Annotated in this window: 15 protein-coding genes; 9 read left to right on the forward strand and 6 right to left on the reverse strand. The window is 62.1% G+C overall.

Annotated elements, in window-relative coordinates:
* Positions 1-51: 51 nt before the first annotated feature.
* Positions 52-1,149, forward strand: a complete 1,098-nt coding sequence (locus tag BLU24_RS18040) for a polyamine ABC transporter substrate-binding protein (protein WP_093102378.1) — start codon at positions 52-54, stop codon at positions 1,147-1,149.
* Positions 1,150-1,453: 304 nt separating this feature from the next.
* On the opposite strand, the gene thpR is transcribed toward BLU24_RS18040, so the two are convergent.
* Entirely contained in the window at positions 1,454-1,993 is a 540-nt protein-coding gene (gene thpR / locus BLU24_RS18045) for an RNA 2',3'-cyclic phosphodiesterase (RefSeq protein WP_093102381.1), read from the reverse strand.
* Between the two features lie 108 nt (positions 1,994-2,101).
* On the opposite strand from thpR, the gene BLU24_RS18050 reads away from it, so the two are divergent.
* Complete coding sequence (locus BLU24_RS18050) at positions 2,102-2,296, forward strand: hypothetical protein (RefSeq protein WP_090282854.1); 195 nt, start codon at positions 2,102-2,104, stop codon at positions 2,294-2,296.
* A gap of 315 nt (positions 2,297-2,611) precedes the next feature.
* Here BLU24_RS18050 and BLU24_RS18055 read toward each other — a convergent pair whose 3' ends face one another.
* On the reverse strand, positions 2,612-3,637 hold the full coding sequence (locus BLU24_RS18055; RefSeq protein ID WP_093102384.1) for a hypothetical protein: 1,026 nt from the start codon (positions 3,635-3,637) through the stop codon (positions 2,612-2,614).
* A 308-nt stretch (positions 3,638-3,945) separates the two neighbouring features.
* On the opposite strand from BLU24_RS18055, the gene BLU24_RS18060 reads away from it, so the two are divergent.
* Positions 3,946-4,224, forward strand: a complete 279-nt coding sequence (locus BLU24_RS18060) for a hypothetical protein (protein ID WP_090282852.1) — start codon at positions 3,946-3,948, stop codon at positions 4,222-4,224.
* Positions 4,225-4,280: 56 nt separating this feature from the next.
* On the opposite strand, the gene BLU24_RS18065 is transcribed toward BLU24_RS18060, so the two are convergent.
* Positions 4,281-4,487: a hypothetical protein gene (locus BLU24_RS18065; protein ID WP_093102387.1), complete on the reverse strand. Its 207-nt coding sequence runs from the start codon at positions 4,485-4,487 to the stop codon at positions 4,281-4,283.
* A 243-nt stretch (positions 4,488-4,730) separates the two neighbouring features.
* Here BLU24_RS18065 and BLU24_RS18070 point away from each other — a divergent pair, with 243 nt between their 5' ends.
* The 4 genes from BLU24_RS18070 (at position 4,731) to paoC (ending at position 10,545) form a co-directional block, all read left to right on the forward strand.
* Complete coding sequence (locus tag BLU24_RS18070; RefSeq protein WP_093102390.1) at positions 4,731-6,485, forward strand: L-lactate permease; 1,755 nt, start codon at positions 4,731-4,733, stop codon at positions 6,483-6,485.
* Positions 6,486-6,773: 288 nt separating this feature from the next.
* Entirely contained in the window at positions 6,774-7,397 is a 624-nt protein-coding gene (paoA, locus tag BLU24_RS18075; RefSeq protein WP_093102393.1) for an aldehyde dehydrogenase iron-sulfur subunit PaoA, read from the forward strand.
* Positions 7,394-8,350 (forward strand): FAD binding domain-containing protein, encoded by a 957-nt coding sequence (locus BLU24_RS18080; RefSeq protein WP_093102396.1) that lies wholly within the window; start codon positions 7,394-7,396, stop codon positions 8,348-8,350. The genes paoA and BLU24_RS18080 overlap by 4 nt, the downstream gene beginning before the upstream one ends.
* A complete protein-coding gene (paoC, locus tag BLU24_RS18085; RefSeq protein WP_093102399.1) occupies positions 8,347-10,545 on the forward strand; it encodes an aldehyde oxidoreductase molybdenum-binding subunit PaoC in 2,199 nt (732 codons plus the stop codon). Before BLU24_RS18080 ends, paoC begins: the two co-directional genes overlap by 4 nt.
* An 862-nt stretch (positions 10,546-11,407) precedes the next feature.
* Here paoC and BLU24_RS18095 read toward each other — a convergent pair.
* Positions 11,408-12,352 (reverse strand): aldo/keto reductase, encoded by a 945-nt coding sequence (locus tag BLU24_RS18095; RefSeq protein WP_172833284.1) that lies wholly within the window; start codon positions 12,350-12,352, stop codon positions 11,408-11,410.
* 110 nt (positions 12,353-12,462) lie between these two features.
* Between BLU24_RS18095 and BLU24_RS18100 the strand changes: the two genes are divergently transcribed.
* Positions 12,463-13,233: an alpha/beta hydrolase gene (locus tag BLU24_RS18100; protein WP_093102408.1), complete on the forward strand. Its 771-nt coding sequence runs from the start codon at positions 12,463-12,465 to the stop codon at positions 13,231-13,233.
* Between the two features lie 260 nt (positions 13,234-13,493).
* A complete protein-coding gene (locus tag BLU24_RS18105) occupies positions 13,494-14,360 on the forward strand; it encodes a CAP domain-containing protein (protein ID WP_093102410.1) in 867 nt (288 codons plus the stop codon).
* A gap of 223 nt (positions 14,361-14,583) precedes the next feature.
* Here BLU24_RS18105 and BLU24_RS18110 read toward each other — a convergent pair whose 3' ends face one another.
* Together BLU24_RS18110 and BLU24_RS18115 are read right to left on the reverse strand one after the other, a co-directional pair.
* Entirely contained in the window at positions 14,584-15,867 is a 1,284-nt protein-coding gene (locus BLU24_RS18110) for a Zn-dependent hydrolase (RefSeq protein WP_093102414.1), read from the reverse strand.
* A 211-nt stretch (positions 15,868-16,078) separates the two neighbouring features.
* Positions 16,079-17,563 (reverse strand): NCS1 family nucleobase:cation symporter-1, encoded by a 1,485-nt coding sequence (locus BLU24_RS18115; RefSeq protein ID WP_093102417.1) that lies wholly within the window; start codon positions 17,561-17,563, stop codon positions 16,079-16,081.
* Positions 17,564-17,874 lie beyond the last annotated feature (311 nt).

Genomic DNA, 17,874 nt, shown 5'->3' on the forward strand with positions numbered 1-17,874 from the left:
GGGTGAGGGGCCTTTTAGCTTGAAGTGAATAAAAAGAATGGAGTTGTACCGATGAAAATGTTTGGCAGGACTCTGCTGACACTGTCCTTGATGGGCGCAATCGTCATGGGCGCCCAGGCCAACGATAAGGTGCTGCGGGTTTACAACTGGTCCGATTACATCGCGCCGGACACCGTCAAGAAGTTCGAAGACGAAACCGGTATCCGTGTGACCTACGACGTCTTCGACAGCAACGAAACCCTTGAGGCACGTTTGCTCGCGGGTAAATCCGGTTACGACCTGGTGGTGCCGTCGAACAGTTTTCTGGCCAAGCAGATCAAGGCCGGCGTCTATCAGCCGCTGGACAAATCGAAGCTGCCGAACTGGAAGAATCTCAACCCGGTGCTGCTGAAAAACGCCTCCGCCAGCGATCCGGACAACGCCCATGCGTTCCCGTACATGTGGGGCTCGATCGGCATCGGTTTCAACCCGGCCAAGGTCAAGGAAGTGCTCGGCGCCGACGCTCCGACCCATTCCTGGGACTTGCTGTTCAAGCCGGAGAACGCTGAAAAATTGAAGGCCTGCGGTATCAGTTTTCTCGACTCGCCGACCGAAATGATCCCGGCCGCCCTGCACTATCTGGGCTACCCGGTGAACGACAGGGACACCGCACACATCAAGGAAGCCGAGGCGCTGTTCATGAAAATCCGTCCGAACGTGGCGTATTTCCATTCCTCGAAATACATCTCCGACCTGGCCAACGGCAACATCTGCGTGGCGGTCGGTTACTCCGGTGACGTCCTCCAGGCCAAGGCCCGCGCGGTGGAATCGGGCAACAACGTGGTGATCGACTACAGCATTCCCAAGGAAGGCGCCGGCAGCTTCTACGACATGGTCGCCATCCCGCGCGATGCGGCGAACGTCGAGAATGCCTACCTGTTCATGGATTTTTTGATGCGCCCGGAAATCATCGCCGAAATCACCAACAGCAACGGCTACAGCAACGCCAACGCCGCGGCGACGCCGCTGGTGGACGAAGCGATCCGCAACGACCCCGGCTCGTACCCGTCGCAAGCGGTGATGGCGACGCTGTACGCGGTGCCGGATCAGCCAATCGCCACGCAGCGGATCATGACGCGCGGCTGGACCCGGGTGAAACTCGGTAAATAACCACGCCAGTCAAACACTGATAAACCCTGTGGGAGCTGGCTTGCCAGCGATGGCGGTGGGTCAGACAACGATGACGCTAGATGTGCTGGCCCTATCGCTGGCAAGCCAGCTCCCACAGGTTTTGCGATCGAATTCGGACGCACAGCGTCCATCGAGACATTCCCACGCAGAGCGTGGGAATGATGTGCGCAACCCTTTCCGTTCACGCAGCGCCTTACCAACGCTGCCCCTGCTCTGAACGGCCTCACCTGGCTTCCTCGGTTCAGGTGACTTCAGGCGCCCTCGGGCGCCTTTTTTTGTGCCGTCAGATCAGCGGCCAGTCCTGAATAATGCGATAGCGGCCCTTGTGCGATTCGAACAGGGCGAAGCGTTCGGCGCTCAGGAAGAATTCCGGCGGTGTGGCAGCTTCCGGCTCCGGCGCGCGAAATTCTCGGGCCAGGGTCAGGTGCGGACGGAATTCGCGCGGCGTCTCTTCAAAACCGAACGGCAACATGGCTTGTTCCAGTGCGTAGACCAGACGCAACAATGCCGGCGGCGCCTGTTCCGGCGCCAGCGACAACACCCCGGCGCGATGCCACACCTGCAAGCGATCCAAGGCAACTCTCAACGCTGCTCCCGGCGTGCGCACTTGGGCAGCGGCTTCGCAGACCGGCTGAATCTGTGCCAACGGCACGGCGCCGAGGAACAGCAGGGTCAGATGAAAATTATCCGCCGGCACCGGTTTGCCGGTGCGCAGGCACAATTCACTGCGCCATTGCGCGATCGCCTTGCGCTGCGCTGGCGGGCAATCCAAGGCGAAAAACAGCCGCTTGAACGGCTCATCCCTGCGCACTTCATCGATCATGGCCCCGGTCTCCTTCGCTCACTGTCAGCCGTCGATTTTACACAGCCTGCTCTGACGACCGGTGACACGCGGCTATAGTTCAAGGATCGCTATCAACCGGAGGCAGCCATGCGCGAGATCCTCAGCAAAGAACCGTGGTGGGCCCGGCCACCGCAACCCGGGCAAGATGAAAGCCAGCTGGAATGGGGTTGGCTGGTGCATTACAGCGAGGGTGAACCGCGTTTCGAGTTCGTCCGCGAACGCCCGACCGATGAACAAATCCGCAACCGCAAAAGTTGCCGCACCACCCCCACCCCCGAGTGAACGCAATACCTGCAGGAGTGAGCCTGCTCGCGATAGCGGTCGAGCAGTCAATGCCTGTGTTGGCTGTCCCGGCTCAATCGCCAGCAGGCTGGCTCCCACAAAGTTTTAGGGTGTTCGCATATTCTTTGCTCAGCGCAGATCCCCTGTAGGAGTGAGCCTGCTCGCGATAGCGTTCGAACAGTCAATGCCTGTGTTGGCTGTGCCGGCCCAATCGCCAGCAGGCTGGCTCCCACACAATCTTCGGGTATACGCAAATCCTCAGCTCACCACAGATCCCTTGTAGGAGTGAGCCTGCTCGCGATAGCGGTCAGATAATCAATGAGACTTTGAATGCGCGAAGGTTGTCGGCTCATCGCTCTCACCCAGATGGCCCTCGACCTGCCCGGCCATGTGCAGCGTGCCGGCCATCACCCCGGTGGTCGGGCTTTGCACCAGTTTCAGCCAGGCCTTGTCGAAGGTGCCGCCCAGGCTGCTGCGGATCAGCGCTTCGCTGTCGGGACGGTCGTTGGCCTGGATGATCGCGCGAATCCCCGCCACGCCCACCGAGATCAAACCGCCCGCCAGTTTCCCGGCCGCCGCGGCAACCGCACTGGCAGCGCCGCGCGGGGCCATTTCCGCTTCCATGCGCTGGCTCGCGCGTTTGGCCACCGGAGCCATCCCGGCGTCGGTCGAGGCGATGCCTTTGGCGCCGCCGTCGGTGTGGATCTTGTCGATCAGCGCGGCATACGCCGGCAAGGTATTCAACGGTTCAGTGCTGATGACCTGAAACAATGAGGCATCGCGCGCCGGCGGTGGGCCGAGGGCGATGGCCGGGACTTTCTGCAAGCGCCCGTTGAGCTGCGCGACCGGCACCCCATGGCGTTGGGCGATCAACGGCATCTGCTGCGCCATCAACTGCGCATAGAACGCGGTGGCCTGGGCGAGAATCGCATCCGGGTCGATCTCCACCGCCACCGGCGCCAGCACCCTTTCCTGATATTGCTCAAGCAGATATGCGGCCAGACGCTTGGCTGACGCGTCCTGCTCGCCGCCGGCATTGATCGTGTACCAGCTGACTTTCATCGACAGCCATTCCTGGGTCCAGTAGCTGCTGAACCATGGGATGAAATTTTCTTCAGTTTGCTGATAGACGCGAGTGCGCCAATGTTCCATCGAGCCACGGGCGAACACCTTGACTTGCTCGGTAGCCTGCTGCGAGGCGCTGACGATTTCCCGGTCGATCTGCTGCCAGGTAGCCGGCGACACCACCACGGCGCGCGGCTCGATCACCGGCGCCCGCGCCGCAGTAGCGCAGCCGGTAAGGACAAGCAGTGCGGCGATCAGCAGCGCACGCGGATTCACGGTGCTGGTTCCTTGGATGAACGGGGGCGGATTTGAGTATAGGTGGGTCAGTGAATATTGATGGTGGCTGCACCGGCCTCATCGCTGGCAAGCCAGCTCCCACAGGTGTCTGGTTTGGATGCAAAACCTGCGGTCACTGAAAACCTCTGTGGGAGCTGGCTTGCCAGCGATGAGGCCATCAGCAACACCGCCAACCGCAACGACAACCATCACCGCCATCGATATTCACCATCGCCACGATTGCCTTCCGCCAACCGCCCATGAAAGGCACGATTAAGCCATCCGAAACACAACGAGGAGTTCACAGCATGATTCACACCCAAGTCACCCTCTCCGTGAGTTTCCCGGTGTTCGGCAGCAACTATTACGCTCAGCACGTTGTGTCGCACAAGGCGCGCGCGCTGGTGTTCAACGAGGCATTCGAGGATCTGCTGATGCCCGCTGCCAGCAATCACTTCAGCAATGAGGTGGTCGGCTTCAACGATCAGTTCCGTTTTCTGAGCGATATTCTCGCCACCCATTTGCTGGACATCGAGGCCACTGTGCCTGCGCGATCCAGCGTCCGGGCGAGCGCTCGTTTTTCTTGAGTATCGAAGGCTAAACAAAAAGGGCGTCCCATCGCGGGACGCCCTCTTGCGTTCAATCAATCATCATCCCGATCACGGTAGTATCGACGCCCGTCGCGACGGTCGTCATCGCGGTCGTCCCAGCGCCGGTCGTGGTCGTAATAGCGACCGTGATCGCGGTCGTAGTGCCGGCCATGGCGATGGTCATCATCAAAATCCGCGACACAGCCACCGAGCAAAACGGCGGCGGTCACAGTCAGCAGGATCGTTGTCGCTTGCTTCATTCAAAACTTCCCTAAAACCAAGGTCTTGACGACGGAATCGGCCACGCTGCCCTCGCCTTTTGACAAGGGTGCGCACAGCCGCAGATACGACCGGGCAAAACGCGGTTGATTCAGTGGCCAGCATCGACCGTTGGTCGCCTTGTTCGTCAGCGCCGAACAGCGGCGACATGCCACCTATACTGCTTGCAACCAACCCCCATGCAATGGATCTGCGCCCTCAATAACAACAAGCAGAGGTGGACCATGGTCTGGCAGCAAGTGTATGACCCGTTTGGCAATCCAGTGCTCTCCACGCTGATGGCCGCCGTGCCGGTCGTGGTGATGCTCGCCGCGCTGGCGTTCTTTCACGTCAAGGCGCATCTGGCCGCGCTGTTGGCGTTGGCCTCTGCGCTGCTGATTTCGATTTTCGCGTTCGACATGCCGGCGGGCATGGCCGGTTCAGCGGCGTTGTTCGGCGCTGCGAATGGCCTGCTGCCGATCGGCTGGATCGTGCTCAACATCATCTTTCTGCATCGCCTGACCACCGAGAACGGTTCGTTCAAAGTGCTGCAGGATTCCCTCGCAAGGATTACCGATGACCGCCGCTTGCAGTTGCTGTTGATCGCCTTTTGCTTCGGTGCGTTCTTCGAAGGCGCGGCCGGTTTTGGCACCCCGGTGGCGGTGACCGGGGCGATTCTGATCGGACTGGGGTTCTCGCCACTGGCGGCGTCGGGGCTGGCGCTGATCGCCAACACTGCGCCGGTGGCGTTCGGCGCCCTGGGCACGCCGATCATCACCTTGGCGAAAGTCACCGGGCTGGATGAAATGGAATTGTCGATGATGGTCGGTCGGCAGCTGCCGTTCTTCTCGGTGCTGGTACCGTTCTGGCTGATCTGGGCGTTCGCCGGTTGGCGCAAGATGCTCGAAGTGTGGCCGGCGATTCTGGTCGCCGGTGTCAGTTTCGCGATACCGCAATTTCTCGTGTCGAACTACCACGGGCCGATGTTGGTGGACGTCATCGCTGCGCTGATCTCCATGGCGTGCCTGACGCTGTTTCTGAAGGTGTGGAAACCGGCGACCATTCACACCTCGGCAGCACTCTCGGGGCGCGTCGACAACTCCAGGGTCGACGAGGAAAAAGTCACCGCCAGCGCCGCGTTCAGCGATCAGGCGCGGCCGGCGGTGATGCGCGCGTGGATGCCGTGGATCATCCTCACGGTGTTCGTGTTTGCCTGGGGCACCCAGGGCTTCAAAAACATGTTCGACACCCGCCCGGCGATCGATCCGGTGACGCAGTCGGCCAGGCTCGATGCGCAAGGCAAACCGCTGCGCGAGGCCAACCCGATTTTCGCCCCGGCGGTGACCTTCACCAGCCTGCATTTGCAGATCGAAAAAGTGCCGCCGGTGGTTGCCGCGCCGAAAGCCGAAGAAGCGGTGTACAAGTTCACCTGGCTCACCGCGACCGGCAGCGGGATTCTGCTGGCGGCGATTGTCGGCGGGCTGTTGATGGGCTATTCGATCCCGCAGTTGATCAAGCAATACCTGCGCACGCTGTGGGTGGTGCGGTTTTCGCTGATCACCATTGCGGCGATGCTGGCGCTGGGGTTCCTCACGCGCTATTCAGGGCTCGATGCGACCATGGGTCTGGCGTTTGCGGCGACGGGGATTTTCTATCCGATGTTCGGCACGCTGCTCGGCTGGCTCGGCGTGGCGCTGACCGGCTCGGACACGGCGTCGAACGTGCTGTTCGGCGGCCTGCAACGGGTCACCTCGGAACAGCTCGGCATCAGCCCGGTGCTGATGGCGGCGGCGAACAGCTCGGGTGGGGTGATGGGCAAAATGGTCGATGCGCAATCGATCGTGGTCGCCTCCACCGCCACTCGCTGGTACGGGCATGAGGGCGAGATTCTGCGCTACGTGTTCTTCCACTCGATCGTGCTGGCGATCCTCGTCGGCGGGCTGGTGACGCTGCAGGCTTATGTGGCGCCGTTTACCTCGATGGTGGTGGGCGCACATTAATCCGGCGCAACACATTCCAATGCAGGAGTGAGCCTGCTCGCGATAGCGGTGTGTCAGGTAAGTAGATGCGGGATGACACACCGCTATCGCGAGCAGGCGAAGGCCTACAGGGGATTTGCGTTGGCCAGATGATTGATGAACTGCGCGCATAACGCTTGGCGCGAAATCCGACAAAACCTTTTCCCCTCCCCTGCGGTCACTCCTTTTACGAGACTGGCATGCATGCCGGCGCGCCCGACAGGGCCCCTTTGTGATCCTGCCGCCTGATGAGAGACAAGGAATCGAACCATGACGATTTCCCGACGCAGCTTTTTGATCCTCGGCGCTGTGACTGCGACCGCGTTTGCGATGCCCCCGTTTATCAGCCTCAAGGCCTATGCGGCCAATCCGGAGCAACCCGCCATGAGCAAAGTGACCCTCAACGTCAACGGCCAACCGCGCGAGTTGACCGTCGATACCCGCACCACCCTGCTCGACGCCCTGCGTGAGCACCTGCACCTGACCGGCACCAAGAAAGGCTGCGACCACGGCCAGTGCGGCGCCTGCACGGTGATCGTCGATGGCCGGCGGATCAATTCCTGCCTGAGCCTGGCAGTGATGCAAGAAGGCCGCGAGGTCACCACCATCGAAGGCCTCGGCATGCCCGACACCCTGCACCCGATGCAAGCGGCGTTCATCAAGCACGACGGTTATCAGTGCGGCTACTGCACGCCGGGGCAGATCTGCTCGGCGGTGGCGGTGCTCAAGGAAATCCGCGATGGCATCCCCAGCCACGTCAGCCCGAGCCTGACCGAGCCACCGCAACTGATCGCCGCCGAATTGCAGGAGCGCATGAGCGGCAACATCTGCCGTTGCGGCGCCTATTCGAACATCATCGAAGCCATCACTGAAGTCGCGGAGGAATCGGCATGAGAGCGTTCAATTACAGCCGCGCCGACTCGCCCGCCGCAGCCGCGGCACAAGCCGCTCAGGTCGAAGGCGCGCGGTTTATCGCTGGCGGCACCAACCTGCTCGATCTGATGAAACTCGACATCGAAACCCCGCCACATCTGATCGATATCAATCACTTGGGCCTCGATCAGATCGAAGCCACGCCCGAAGGCGGTCTGCGCATCGGCGCGCTGGTGCGCAACACCGATCTGGCCGCCGATGCGCGCGTACGCAAAGACTACGCCCTGCTGTCGCGCGCCCTGCTCGCCGGGGCCTCGGGGCAGCTGCGCAATATGGCCAGCACCGCCGGCAACCTGCTGCAACGCACCCGCTGCCCGTACTTCTACGACACCCATCAGGCCTGCAACAAACGCAACCCCGGCAGCGGCTGTTCGGCCATCGGCGGGGTCACGCGGCAGCTCGGCATCATCGGCGTCAGCGACGCGTGCATCGCCACCCATCCGAGTGACATGGCCATTGCCATGCGCGCCCTCGATGCGCAGATTGAAACGGTGAAACCTGACGGCAGCACGCGCAGCATCGCCATGGCCGATTTCCATCAGTTGCCCGGTGACACGCCGCACATCGAAACCAGCCTCACCCTCGGCGAGTTCATCACTGCCGTAACCCTGCCGCCACCGGTGGGCGGCACGCACATTTATCACAAGGTGCGTGATCGCTCGTCCTACGCGTTTGCGCTGGTTTCGGTCGGCTTGATCCTGCAAGCGGACGGCAGCGGTCGCGTAGCGGTCGGTGGCATCGCGCCGAAACCGTGGCGCGTCGAAGCCGCCGACGCGCTACTGCCGCAAGGCGCCAAAGCGGTCAGTGAACGCCTGCTCGAAGGCGCGACACCGACCCACGACAACCAATTCAAACTGACCCTGGTCGAGCGCACGCTCGGCGCGGTGTTGGCGCAAGCGAGGGAAACGGCATGAAATTCGATACGCCCGCCACCACCAACCCGATCGACCAACTGAAAGTGGTCGGCCAACCCACCCCACGCGTCGAAGGCCGGTTGAAAACCTGCGGTCAGGCCACCTACGCCTATGAGCAACATGAAGCGGCGGCCAATCAGGCGTACGGTTTCATGGTCGATTCCGGCATTGCCAAGGGCCGGATCAAAGCCATCCACCTCGACGAAGCGAAAGCCGCGCCCGGTGTGCTGGCGATCGTCACCGGCGCCAATGCCGGCAAGCTCGACAAGGGCCAATACAACGCCGCGCACCTGCTCGCCCATCCCGAGGTGCAGCATTATCAGCAAGCGGTTGCGCTGGTGGTGGCCGAAACCTTTGAACAGGCGCGCGCGGCGGCGCAGTTGGTCAAGGTCGACTACGAAACCAGCGACGGCAAGTTCGATCTGGCCAGCGTCCGCGATTTGGGCGTCGAGCCGAAAGATGAACTGCCCGACGTCAATCACGGCGATTTCGACAAGGCCTTCGCCGCGGCACCGGTGCAGTTCGACCGCACCTACACCACGCCGGACCAGTCCCACGCGATGATGGAACCGCATTCGACTTTGGCCGCGTGGAACGGCGATCAACTGACCTTGTGGACGTCCAATCAAATGGTCGACTGGAGCGTCGGCGATGTGGCCAAGACGCTGGGCTTGCCGAAGGAAAAAGTGCGCATCGTCTCGCCTTACATTGGTGGCGGTTTCGGCGGCAAATTGTTCGTACGCGCTGACGCGATCCTCGCCGCCCTCGGCGCGCGCATGGCTGGCCGGCCAGTGAAAGTCGCGCTCGCCCGCCCGCAGATGGCCAACAACACCACCCATCGCCCGGCGACGATTCAGCGCATCCGCATGGGTGCAACGGCCGACGGCAAGCTCACCGCTATCGCCCACGAAGGCTGGTCGGGCAACCTCGCCGACGGCAAGGTCGAACTCGCCGCGCAGCCGAGTCAGTTGCTTTACGCGGCAGAGAACCGCCGGGTCAGTATGCGCCTCGCGCCGCTGGATCTGCCCGAGGGCAATGCGATGCGCGCACCGGGTGAAGCGCCGGGGCTGATGGTGCTGGAAATCGCCATGGACGAGATGGCCGAGCAGTTGAACATGGACCCGATCCAGTTCCGCATTCTCAACGACACCCAGGTCGACCCGGTCAAAACCGAGCGGCCGTTTTCCCAGCGTCAACTGGTCAAGTGCCTGGAGCTCGGCGCGCAGAAGTTCGGCTGGGATCAGCGCCCCGCCAAACCTGGCACGCGTCGCGAAGGCCGCTGGCTGATCGGCATGGGCGTTGCGGCGGCGTTTCGCAACAACCTGCTGGTCAAGTCCGGTGCGCGAGTGCGCCTGGAGCGCGACGGCAAGGTCACGGTCGAAACCGACATGACCGACATCGGCACCGGCAGCTACACGATCATCGCGCAAACTGCCGCCGAGATGATGGGCGTCGGCCTCGACGACGTGACGGTGCATCTGGGTGACTCGAACTTCCCGGTATCGGCAGGCTCGGGCGGCCAGTTCGGCGGCAACTGCTCGACCGCCGGGGTATATGCCGCGTGCGTGAAACTGCGTGAAGCGGTGGCCGGGAAACTCGGCATGGAGGCAGACCAGGCCGAATTCGTCGACGGCCAGGTACGCGCTGGCGGTAAAACCCTGCCATTGCGCAATGCCGCAGAAGGCGGCGCACTGGTTGGCGAGGACAGCATTGAATTCGGCGATCTGGCCGAGAAGTACCAGCAGTCGACTTTCGGCGCGCATTTCGTCGAAGTCGCCGTCGATGCCGCCACTGGCGAAGTCCGCGTGCGGCGCATGCTCGCGGTGTGCGCGGCCGGGCGTATTCTCAACCCCACGTCGGCGCGCAGTCAGGTGATCGGTGCAATGACCATGGGCGTTGGTGCGGCGTTGATGGAAGAACTGGCGGTGGATACCCGCCTGGGCTTTTTCGTCAACCATGACCTGGCCGGGTATGAAGTGCCGGTGCATGCCGACATTCCTCATCAAGAGGTGATTTTCCTTGATGAGACCGACCCGATTTCCTCGCCGATGAAGGCCAAGGGTGTCGGCGAACTGGGGATTTGCGGGGTGAGTGCGGCGGTGGCCAATGCGATCTATAACGCCACTGGCGCGCGGGTGCGGGAGTATCCGATTACCTTGGACAAGGTGCTGTCGTCGTTGCCGGAAATGATATGAGGCCCTGAAAAGCCCCTCACCCTAGCCCTCTCCCAAAGGGAGAGGGAACTGATTGGGGGATGTTCGAGGGTTGCGCTGATTTGGGCGTGCTGTGGTGAATCCATAATCGAAAACCCTCACCCTAGCCCTCTCCCAAGGGAGAGGGAACTGATTCGGGGATATTCGAGGATTGCATCGACCTGGGCGTGCTGTGGTGAATCCATAATCGAAAACCCTCACCCTAACCCTCTCCCAAAGGGAGAGGGGACTGATTGGGGGATGTTCGAGGGTTGCGCTGGTTTTAACGCCCCGCTGTGAATCCATAATCGACTCGTTTTCCCAGGTCGATGTTTAACGCAAGACAACTCGGTCGGCTCCCTCTCCCTCCGGGAGAGGGCTGGGGTGAGGGCCGGGTTCACTCGGTCCGCGGATATTGCTCAGCCCCCATCAGTCCCATCCCCTCCACTACTGCCCGAGCTTCGCCGGGTATCATCTGTACGACCCGAGCCGACATCCGACGGTGGCGCTTGCATTGCTGGAGGCGCTGCGCTATCACGGGTGAGCGCATCGTCTTTATAACAACCGACGGTCCGCCACTCAGCTTTCGCCAGCTCCGCCGCTTGCGCGGCGGAAGCCGCAGTCACTGTCGCTTGTTGTCCATGTTCCTGTCCCAGACAGTTGTACTGCGCTTTTTCTGCCCACGCTTCAAGGGACATTGTCAGCAGGCAAGTAACAACACTGCCAATCAGAGCCTGGCGGACGCTGTTCATGGCAGCGCCTCCTTGTCGAAACCGAAAGCCACCATGATTGATCAAGGAAATGAATTTTCCACTGTCAGACCTGACAGTCCTTTAGACGCTTTGGCAATAACCCGCCGCTGCGGCTACCCCAACAACGCTACCAACTGATGCCGCTGCGCATCGGTCAGCATCGGCTCGAACCCGGCCCTGGCATTATCCGCCATGTAGCGCGGGTTACTGGTGCCAGGAATCACACAAGTCACCGCTGAATGCGAGAGCAGAAACTTCAGCGCCAGTTGCGGCCAGCTATTGACCTGCACGTCGGAAACCCAGCCCGGCAGCGGCTTGCCCTTGAGCCGCGCGAGCAAGCCACCACCACCGAATGGCCGATTGCAGATCACCGCCACCCCGCGTTCGCGGCACAGCGGCAGGATGCGTTTCTCGACGCCGCGATCATCGAGGGCATAGTTGATCTGCAGGAAATCCACAGATTCAGTCTTCAGCACCGCTTCTACTTCATCGTAGGCCGACGGCGTGTAATGGGTGATGCCGATGTAGCGGATGCGCCCCTGCTCTTTCCACTCACGCAAGGTCGGCAGGTGGGTCTGCCAGTCGAGCAGGTTGTGGATCTGCATCAGGTCGATGCGTTCGGTTTGCAGCAGGCTGAACGACTGCTCCATCTGCGCAATGCCCTCCTCGCGCCCTCGCGTCCACACTTTGGTGGCGAGAAACGCTGGCGAGCGCGGCTGGTGGATCGACAGCAGTTCACCGGTGGTCTGTTCGGCGCGGCCATACATCGGTGAGCTGTCGATCAACGTGCCGCCCTTGGCGAACAACTCATCGAGCACCGCCGGCAACTGCCGGTAAACCGGATCGCCGGGAGCCACATCAAATCCGCGATAGGTGCCGAGGCCGACGATCGGCAACGCCTCGGAGCTGGATGGGATGGCGCGGGTCTGCATGGTCTGGCCTCCGGTCGTCGCGGATGTCGTGCGGCTGGCCAAGGCCCGATCAAGGCAGAAGACCGCCGAAACCCCGGCCGCCAGCGTAAGCAGGCGGCGTCGGGAATAACCCTCAGTGTGGCTCATGCTGGCTCCCCTGCTGCATGGATCTGTTGCCGGTTGTGTGGCGAGCAGCCGGCTGCCGTGCTGGGCTACACTGCGACGGCCTACCTTCGCCCACGGTTAAAAATAGCCGAATGTCCCGAACCTTGATGTCACTCGTCGCATTGCTCGTCGCCGTGTACCTGGCGTTGTGCGCTGCGCTGTTCGTGTTCCAGCGCTCGCTGATCTATTTCCCGCAGCCCAATGCCGCCGCCAGCGCTGACTCGCGGATGACCTTGTCGATGCCCGACGCAACGGTTTCGGTGCTTACCCGCGCACATAGCGGCACGCGAGCGCTACTGTATTTCGGCGGCAATGCCGAGGACGTCTCGCGCAATCTGCCGGAGTTTGCCGAGGCCTTTCCTGACTACGCGTTGTACCTGCTCAATTACCGTGGTTTCGGTGACAGCGACGGCTCGCCGTCCGAAGCGGCGATTGCCGAGGATGCGCTGGCGCTGTTCGATCAGGTTTACGCCAGTCATCCGCAGATCGTCGTGGTCGGGCGCAGTCTAGGCTCGGGTGTCGCCGTGCGCCTGGCCAGCCAGCGGCCGGTGCAGCAGCTGATTCTGGTGACGCCCTACTACAGCCTCGAAGAAATCGCCGTGCGCCAATACCCGTGGGTGCCGGTGAAGTGGTTGCTCAAGGATCGCTTCGAGTCGGGTAAATATGCCGCGCATATCCGCGTGCCGACGTTGCTGCTGGCGGCCAGTGATGATGAGGTGATTCCGCGCGCCAGCACCCAGCGCCTGCTTGAGCACTTCCCCGCGGGCGTGGCGGCGCTTCGAGTAGTGCCAGAGTCGGGGCATAACTCGATTGCCGCGCGGGAGGAGTATTTGCAGTGGATGGGCGATGTGTTGAATCAGTGATCGTCGAGCCGTTCTCTAGGGCCTCATCGCGAGCAGGCTCACTCCTACAGGGGTACGCATTTCAAATGTAGGAGTGAGCCTGCTCGCGATGGCGTCATCCAGCGCAACATCGCATCTTGTCTGATCACACCCTTTGTCGCCCAGCTCCAAAACCGCCGCCCATCGCTTGAACCAAGTCCCGAATCGCCAGTCCTACCCGCGCCGCATTCCGCGGTGCACTCGACTTTTTGCGCTGTCCCCCCTTCAGAGCCGCCCGCCCCATGCGCCACGCCGTTCGTTCGTCTCGCTTCGTTTCGCTGTGCCTGCTGATCCTTTTCCCGCTGTTTGTCGAAACCGCCCAGGCCGGTGCGGAGCGGCAACTGGTAGCCGCGATCAATGATTATCGCGCCCATCCGCAACGTTGCGAGCGGCGCCCGGCACAGCGTCTGGCACCGTTGCGGCTGAACGCGAACCTGGCCCTGCCGATCGGCTATGGCTACGCCGGCGGCATGCGTGAGGCGCTGAAATCCTCGGGCTACGCCGCCACGGCGGTGCGCAGTATTCGTGTGGTCGGTGCCGAGGATGCCGAAGAAGCCTTCGACCAGTTGCTCGACGAACACTGCGCCGCACTGCTCGATGCGACGTATGCCGACATCGGCGTCAGCCGTTCGCGCAACCAATGGCAAGTGGTGCTGGCGCGGCCGGTACTCGACAGCCGTGTCGGTGACAACCGCAGCGTCGGCAAGGCCCTGCTCGCCGAAGTCAACGCCGCCCGCGCCCGCCCACGGATGTGCGGCCGTCAACGCTTCGCCGCCGCACGGCCCCTGAGCTGGAACGCGGCATTGGGCGCCGCCGCGCAGGGCCATAGCAAAGCCATGGCCTACGGCAACTACTTCGCCCACCGCGACCCGGACGGCGATCAGCCAGCCGACCGCGCCCGCGCCGCCGGTTATCGCGGTCGGCAAATCGGTGAAAACATCGCCGCCGGGCAAAGCTCACCGGGCAAGGCGATGGCCGGATGGCTGGCCAGCCCGGGCCATTGCGCGAACCTGATGAACCCGATGTACACCCAGGTCGGCGCCGGCTTCGCCAGCGAAGCACGCAGCGCTGAAGGGGTGTACTGGACGATGATGTTTGGTGCGCCTTGATGGCTGCGGTTGAGGGTTTGCGCTGAACCGACTGGCCTCATCGCGAGCAGGCTCACTCCTACAGGATTTGGGGGGGGGCCACCTGGCTCAGGCACGCCAAAGATCCCTGTGGGAGCCAGCCTGCTGGCGATGGCGTCAGGTCAGTCAAATCATCTGTGGCTGACACACCGCTATCGCGAGCAGGCTCACTCCTACAGGGGTTAGTGTGTGCCATCGAATCTTGTCAGGCCGCGCGCTGTCCGGCGGCAACCATCGCCGAAGCCGCCAGCATTGCCCGCAGCAACACCGCACACCCCGCCGCCAGATCATCCGGGGCGGCGTTTTCGATTTCGTTGTGGCTGATGCCGCCTTCGCACGGGACGAAGATCATCCCGGCCGGGCCGAGTTCGGCGAGGAAAATCGCGTCGTGGCCGGCGCCGCTGACAATGTCCATGTGTGACAGGCCCAGCCCTTGTGCCGCGCCGCGTACCGCTTCGACGCAGCCCTTTTCAAAGTACAGCGGCGGGAAGTCCGCGGTTGGTGTCAGCTCATAAGTGAGGCCGTGGGCCTGGCAGGTGGATTCGATGATTTGTTTTACCTCAGCGATCATCGAATCCAGGCGCGCCGGCTCGAGATGACGGAAATCCAGGGTCATGCGCACTTCGCCGGGAATCACGTTGCGTGAGCCGGGATAGGCTTGCAGGCAACCGACCGTGCCACAGGCGTGCGGCTGGTGGCCGAGGGCGGCGCGGTTGACGGCACCGACGATCACTGCGGCGCCGACCAGGGCGTCCTTGCGCAGGTGCATCGGCGTCGGGCCGGCGTGGGCTTCGACGCCCCGCAACTTGAGGTCGAACCACTTCTGCCCGAGCGCGCCGAGAACCACGCCGATGGTTTTCTTTTCGTCTTCCAGAATCGGGCCTTGCTCGATGTGCGCCTCGAAGTAGGCACCAACCGGGTGTCCGCTGACTTTGCGCGAACCGGCGTAGCCGATGGCGTTGAGCGCTTCGCCGACCGTGACACCGTCGGCGTCGACTTTGGCCAGAGTTTCGGCGAGGGTGAATTTTTCCGCGAAGACGCCTGAGCCCATCATGCACGGGGCGAAGCGCGAGCCTTCTTCGTTGGTCCAGACCACCACTTCCAGCGGCGCTTCGGTTTCCACGTTGAGGTCGTTCAAGGTGCGCAGGACTTCGACGCCGGCGAGCACGCCGAAGCAGCCGTCGAACTTGCCGCCGGTGGGTTGCGTGTCGATGTGGCTGCCGGTCATCACCGGTGGCAGCTCGGGATTACGGCCCGGACGGCGAGCGAAAATGTTGCCGACGGCATCCACCGTGACGCTGCATCCGGCCTCCTTGCACCATTGCACGAACAGGTCGCGGGCCTGGCGGTCGAGGTCGGTCAGGGCCAGGCGACAGACGCCGCCCTTGACCGTGGCGCCGAGTTCGGCCAGCTCCATGAGCGAGGCCCACAGGCGATCGCGGTTGATGTGCTGATGGGTCGATTGCAGAACGTCGACGGCTGCGTTCATGGGGATCTCCTCAGTGTTGATACCGATAGGGACGCAGAGCGTCCCGGGCTGCATTCCCACGCAGAGCGTGGGAACGATCAAGGATACTGCTGTGGTGTCTGTCAGGCCGCCATCGCTGGCAAGCCAGCTCCCACGGGTTCTGGGTTGAACACACAATGTGTGTACGACTCAATCCTTGTGGGAGCTGGCTTGCCAGCGATGGGGCCCTCACTTACACCGCTGATTTAACGGCTGAAGGCTGTGCGCGCATCACGCACAACCCGTAATAGATCAAACCACCCAGCGCCGAGCCGGTGAACCAGCCGTAGCTGTAGAACCAGCTGAACGCATCGCTGCCCAGCGACAACATGGTCAGCAGCACCGGCACGCCGAAGGCGATGAACCCGGCGCCGTTCCATGCCGGGTACACGTCATCGCGATACAGACCGGCAAGGTCCAGTTGCTGTTTCTTGATCAGGAAATAGTCCACCACCATGATCCCGGCAATCGGCCCGAGCAGGCTCGAATAGCCCAGCAGCCAGTTGGAGTACACGCTTTCCAGGCTGACATCGGAAACGATCAGACCGAGTTTTTTCAGCAACTCATGGGCCATCAGCGCCAGCCCGACCAGACCGGTCAGCAACACCGCTTTGGTGCGGTTGATCACCTTCGGCGCGATGTTCTGAAAGTCGTTGGTGGGCGAGACGATGTTGGCCGCGGTGTTGGTCGACAGTGTTGCAATGATGATCAGCGCCATGGCCACCGCCACCCACACCGGGCTCTGGATATGCCCGATCAGGGTGACCGGATCCGACACGGTCACGCCGACCAGTTTCACCGACGCCGCGGTCATCACCACGCCGAGCGCGGCGAACAGAAACATGGTCAATGGCAGGCCGATGATCTGCCCAAGGATCTGGTCTTTCTGGCTCTTGGCGTAGCGGCTGAAATCAGGAATGTTCAGCGATAATGTGGCCCAGAAACCGACCATCGCCGTCAGCCCGGCGGCGAAGTAACCGACCACGCTGGCGCCTTCCGGACGCTTGGCCGGGATCGCCATCAACTCGCTCATCGACACATTGGGCATCGCCCACACCAACAGACCGATGCCGACCGCCACCAGCAGCGGCGCAGACAGGGTTTCCAGCCATTTGATTGACTCGGCGCCGCGAATCACCACCCACAGGTTCAGCGCCCAGAACACCATGAAGCCAATCACCTCGCCGGTGCCGCCCAGCGACTTCCACCCCTCGAATACGGAGCCCAGAAACAGGTGAATCGCCAGGCCGCCGAACATGGTCTGAATGCCAAACCAGCCACACGCGACCAGCGCGCGAATCAGACACGGTACGTTGGAGCCGAGAATTCCGAACGAGGAACGCAGCAGCACCGGAAACGGGATGCCGTACTTGGTCCCGGGAAAGGCGTTCAGCGTCAGCGGAATCAGCACGATGATGTTGGCGAACAGAATCGCCAGCAGCGCTTCACCCACGGTCAGCCCGAAATAGGCGGTGAGCACGCCGCCCAGCGTATAGGTCGGCACGCAGATCGACATGCCGACCCACAGCGCGGTGATGTGCCATTTGTTCCAGGTGCGTTCGTGCACCTTGGTCGGTGCCATGTCGTGGTTATAACGGGGACTGTCGAGGACATCGCTGCCGGCTTCGAGCTCGAACAAGCCGTCGCGCTCGCTCACTTGCGATCTGATCTGTTGCATGGCCGCTCCACTGTTCTTCTGATTATTTTTGCTCATCAGGCGGCTGGCACACGCAGGTGCGAGCCGGACGATGGCCGGAGGAACTGACAACTTTCATGCACCGGCCACGGTGTCAGCGGCGGCATCAATAAACGTGCCGGGTACCCCGCTGGTGCATCGAGCCAATGCGTTAAACGCTTTGCAACTTTCTGATATTCATCAATTTTAATTATTTATCCGAGCGCCCTGCGGAAACTTGTCTGAGCGCTCAGGCTAAACGCTTGGCAAGTTGCTCGAACTGTCAGGACTCAATCTGGTGCACTGCACTTTTT

The organism is Pseudomonas sp. Z003-0.4C(8344-21) (assembly GCF_900104975.1).
In the GTDB taxonomy this organism is placed as follows: domain Bacteria; phylum Pseudomonadota; class Gammaproteobacteria; order Pseudomonadales; family Pseudomonadaceae; genus Aquipseudomonas; species Aquipseudomonas granadensis.

Bases quoted from the DNA above. Each gene is read 5' to 3' on its own strand.
- BLU24_RS18040 (WP_093102378.1), top strand. From the start codon at position 52: ATGAAAATGTTTGGCAGGACTCTGCTGACACTGTCCTTGATGGGCGCA.
- thpR (WP_093102381.1), bottom strand. From the start codon at position 1,993: ATGATCGATGAAGTGCGCAGGGATGAGCCGTTCAAGCGGCTGTTTTTC.
- BLU24_RS18050 (WP_090282854.1), top strand. From the start codon at position 2,102: ATGCGCGAGATCCTCAGCAAAGAACCGTGGTGGGCCCGGCCACCGCAA.
- BLU24_RS18060 (WP_090282852.1), top strand. From the start codon at position 3,946: ATGATTCACACCCAAGTCACCCTCTCCGTGAGTTTCCCGGTGTTCGGC.
- BLU24_RS18065 (WP_093102387.1), bottom strand. From the start codon at position 4,487: ATGAAGCAAGCGACAACGATCCTGCTGACTGTGACCGCCGCCGTTTTG.
- BLU24_RS18070 (WP_093102390.1), top strand. From the start codon at position 4,731: ATGGTCTGGCAGCAAGTGTATGACCCGTTTGGCAATCCAGTGCTCTCC.
- paoA (WP_093102393.1), top strand. From the start codon at position 6,774: ATGACGATTTCCCGACGCAGCTTTTTGATCCTCGGCGCTGTGACTGCG.
- BLU24_RS18080 (WP_093102396.1), top strand. From the start codon at position 7,394: ATGAGAGCGTTCAATTACAGCCGCGCCGACTCGCCCGCCGCAGCCGCG.
- paoC (WP_093102399.1), top strand. From the start codon at position 8,347: ATGAAATTCGATACGCCCGCCACCACCAACCCGATCGACCAACTGAAA.
- BLU24_RS18095 (WP_172833284.1), bottom strand. From the start codon at position 12,352: ATGAGCCACACTGAGGGTTATTCCCGACGCCGCCTGCTTACGCTGGCG.
- BLU24_RS18100 (WP_093102408.1), top strand. From the start codon at position 12,463: ATGTCCCGAACCTTGATGTCACTCGTCGCATTGCTCGTCGCCGTGTAC.
- BLU24_RS18105 (WP_093102410.1), top strand. From the start codon at position 13,494: ATGCGCCACGCCGTTCGTTCGTCTCGCTTCGTTTCGCTGTGCCTGCTG.
- BLU24_RS18110 (WP_093102414.1), bottom strand. From the start codon at position 15,867: ATGAACGCAGCCGTCGACGTTCTGCAATCGACCCATCAGCACATCAAC.
- BLU24_RS18115 (WP_093102417.1), bottom strand. From the start codon at position 17,563: ATGCAACAGATCAGATCGCAAGTGAGCGAGCGCGACGGCTTGTTCGAG.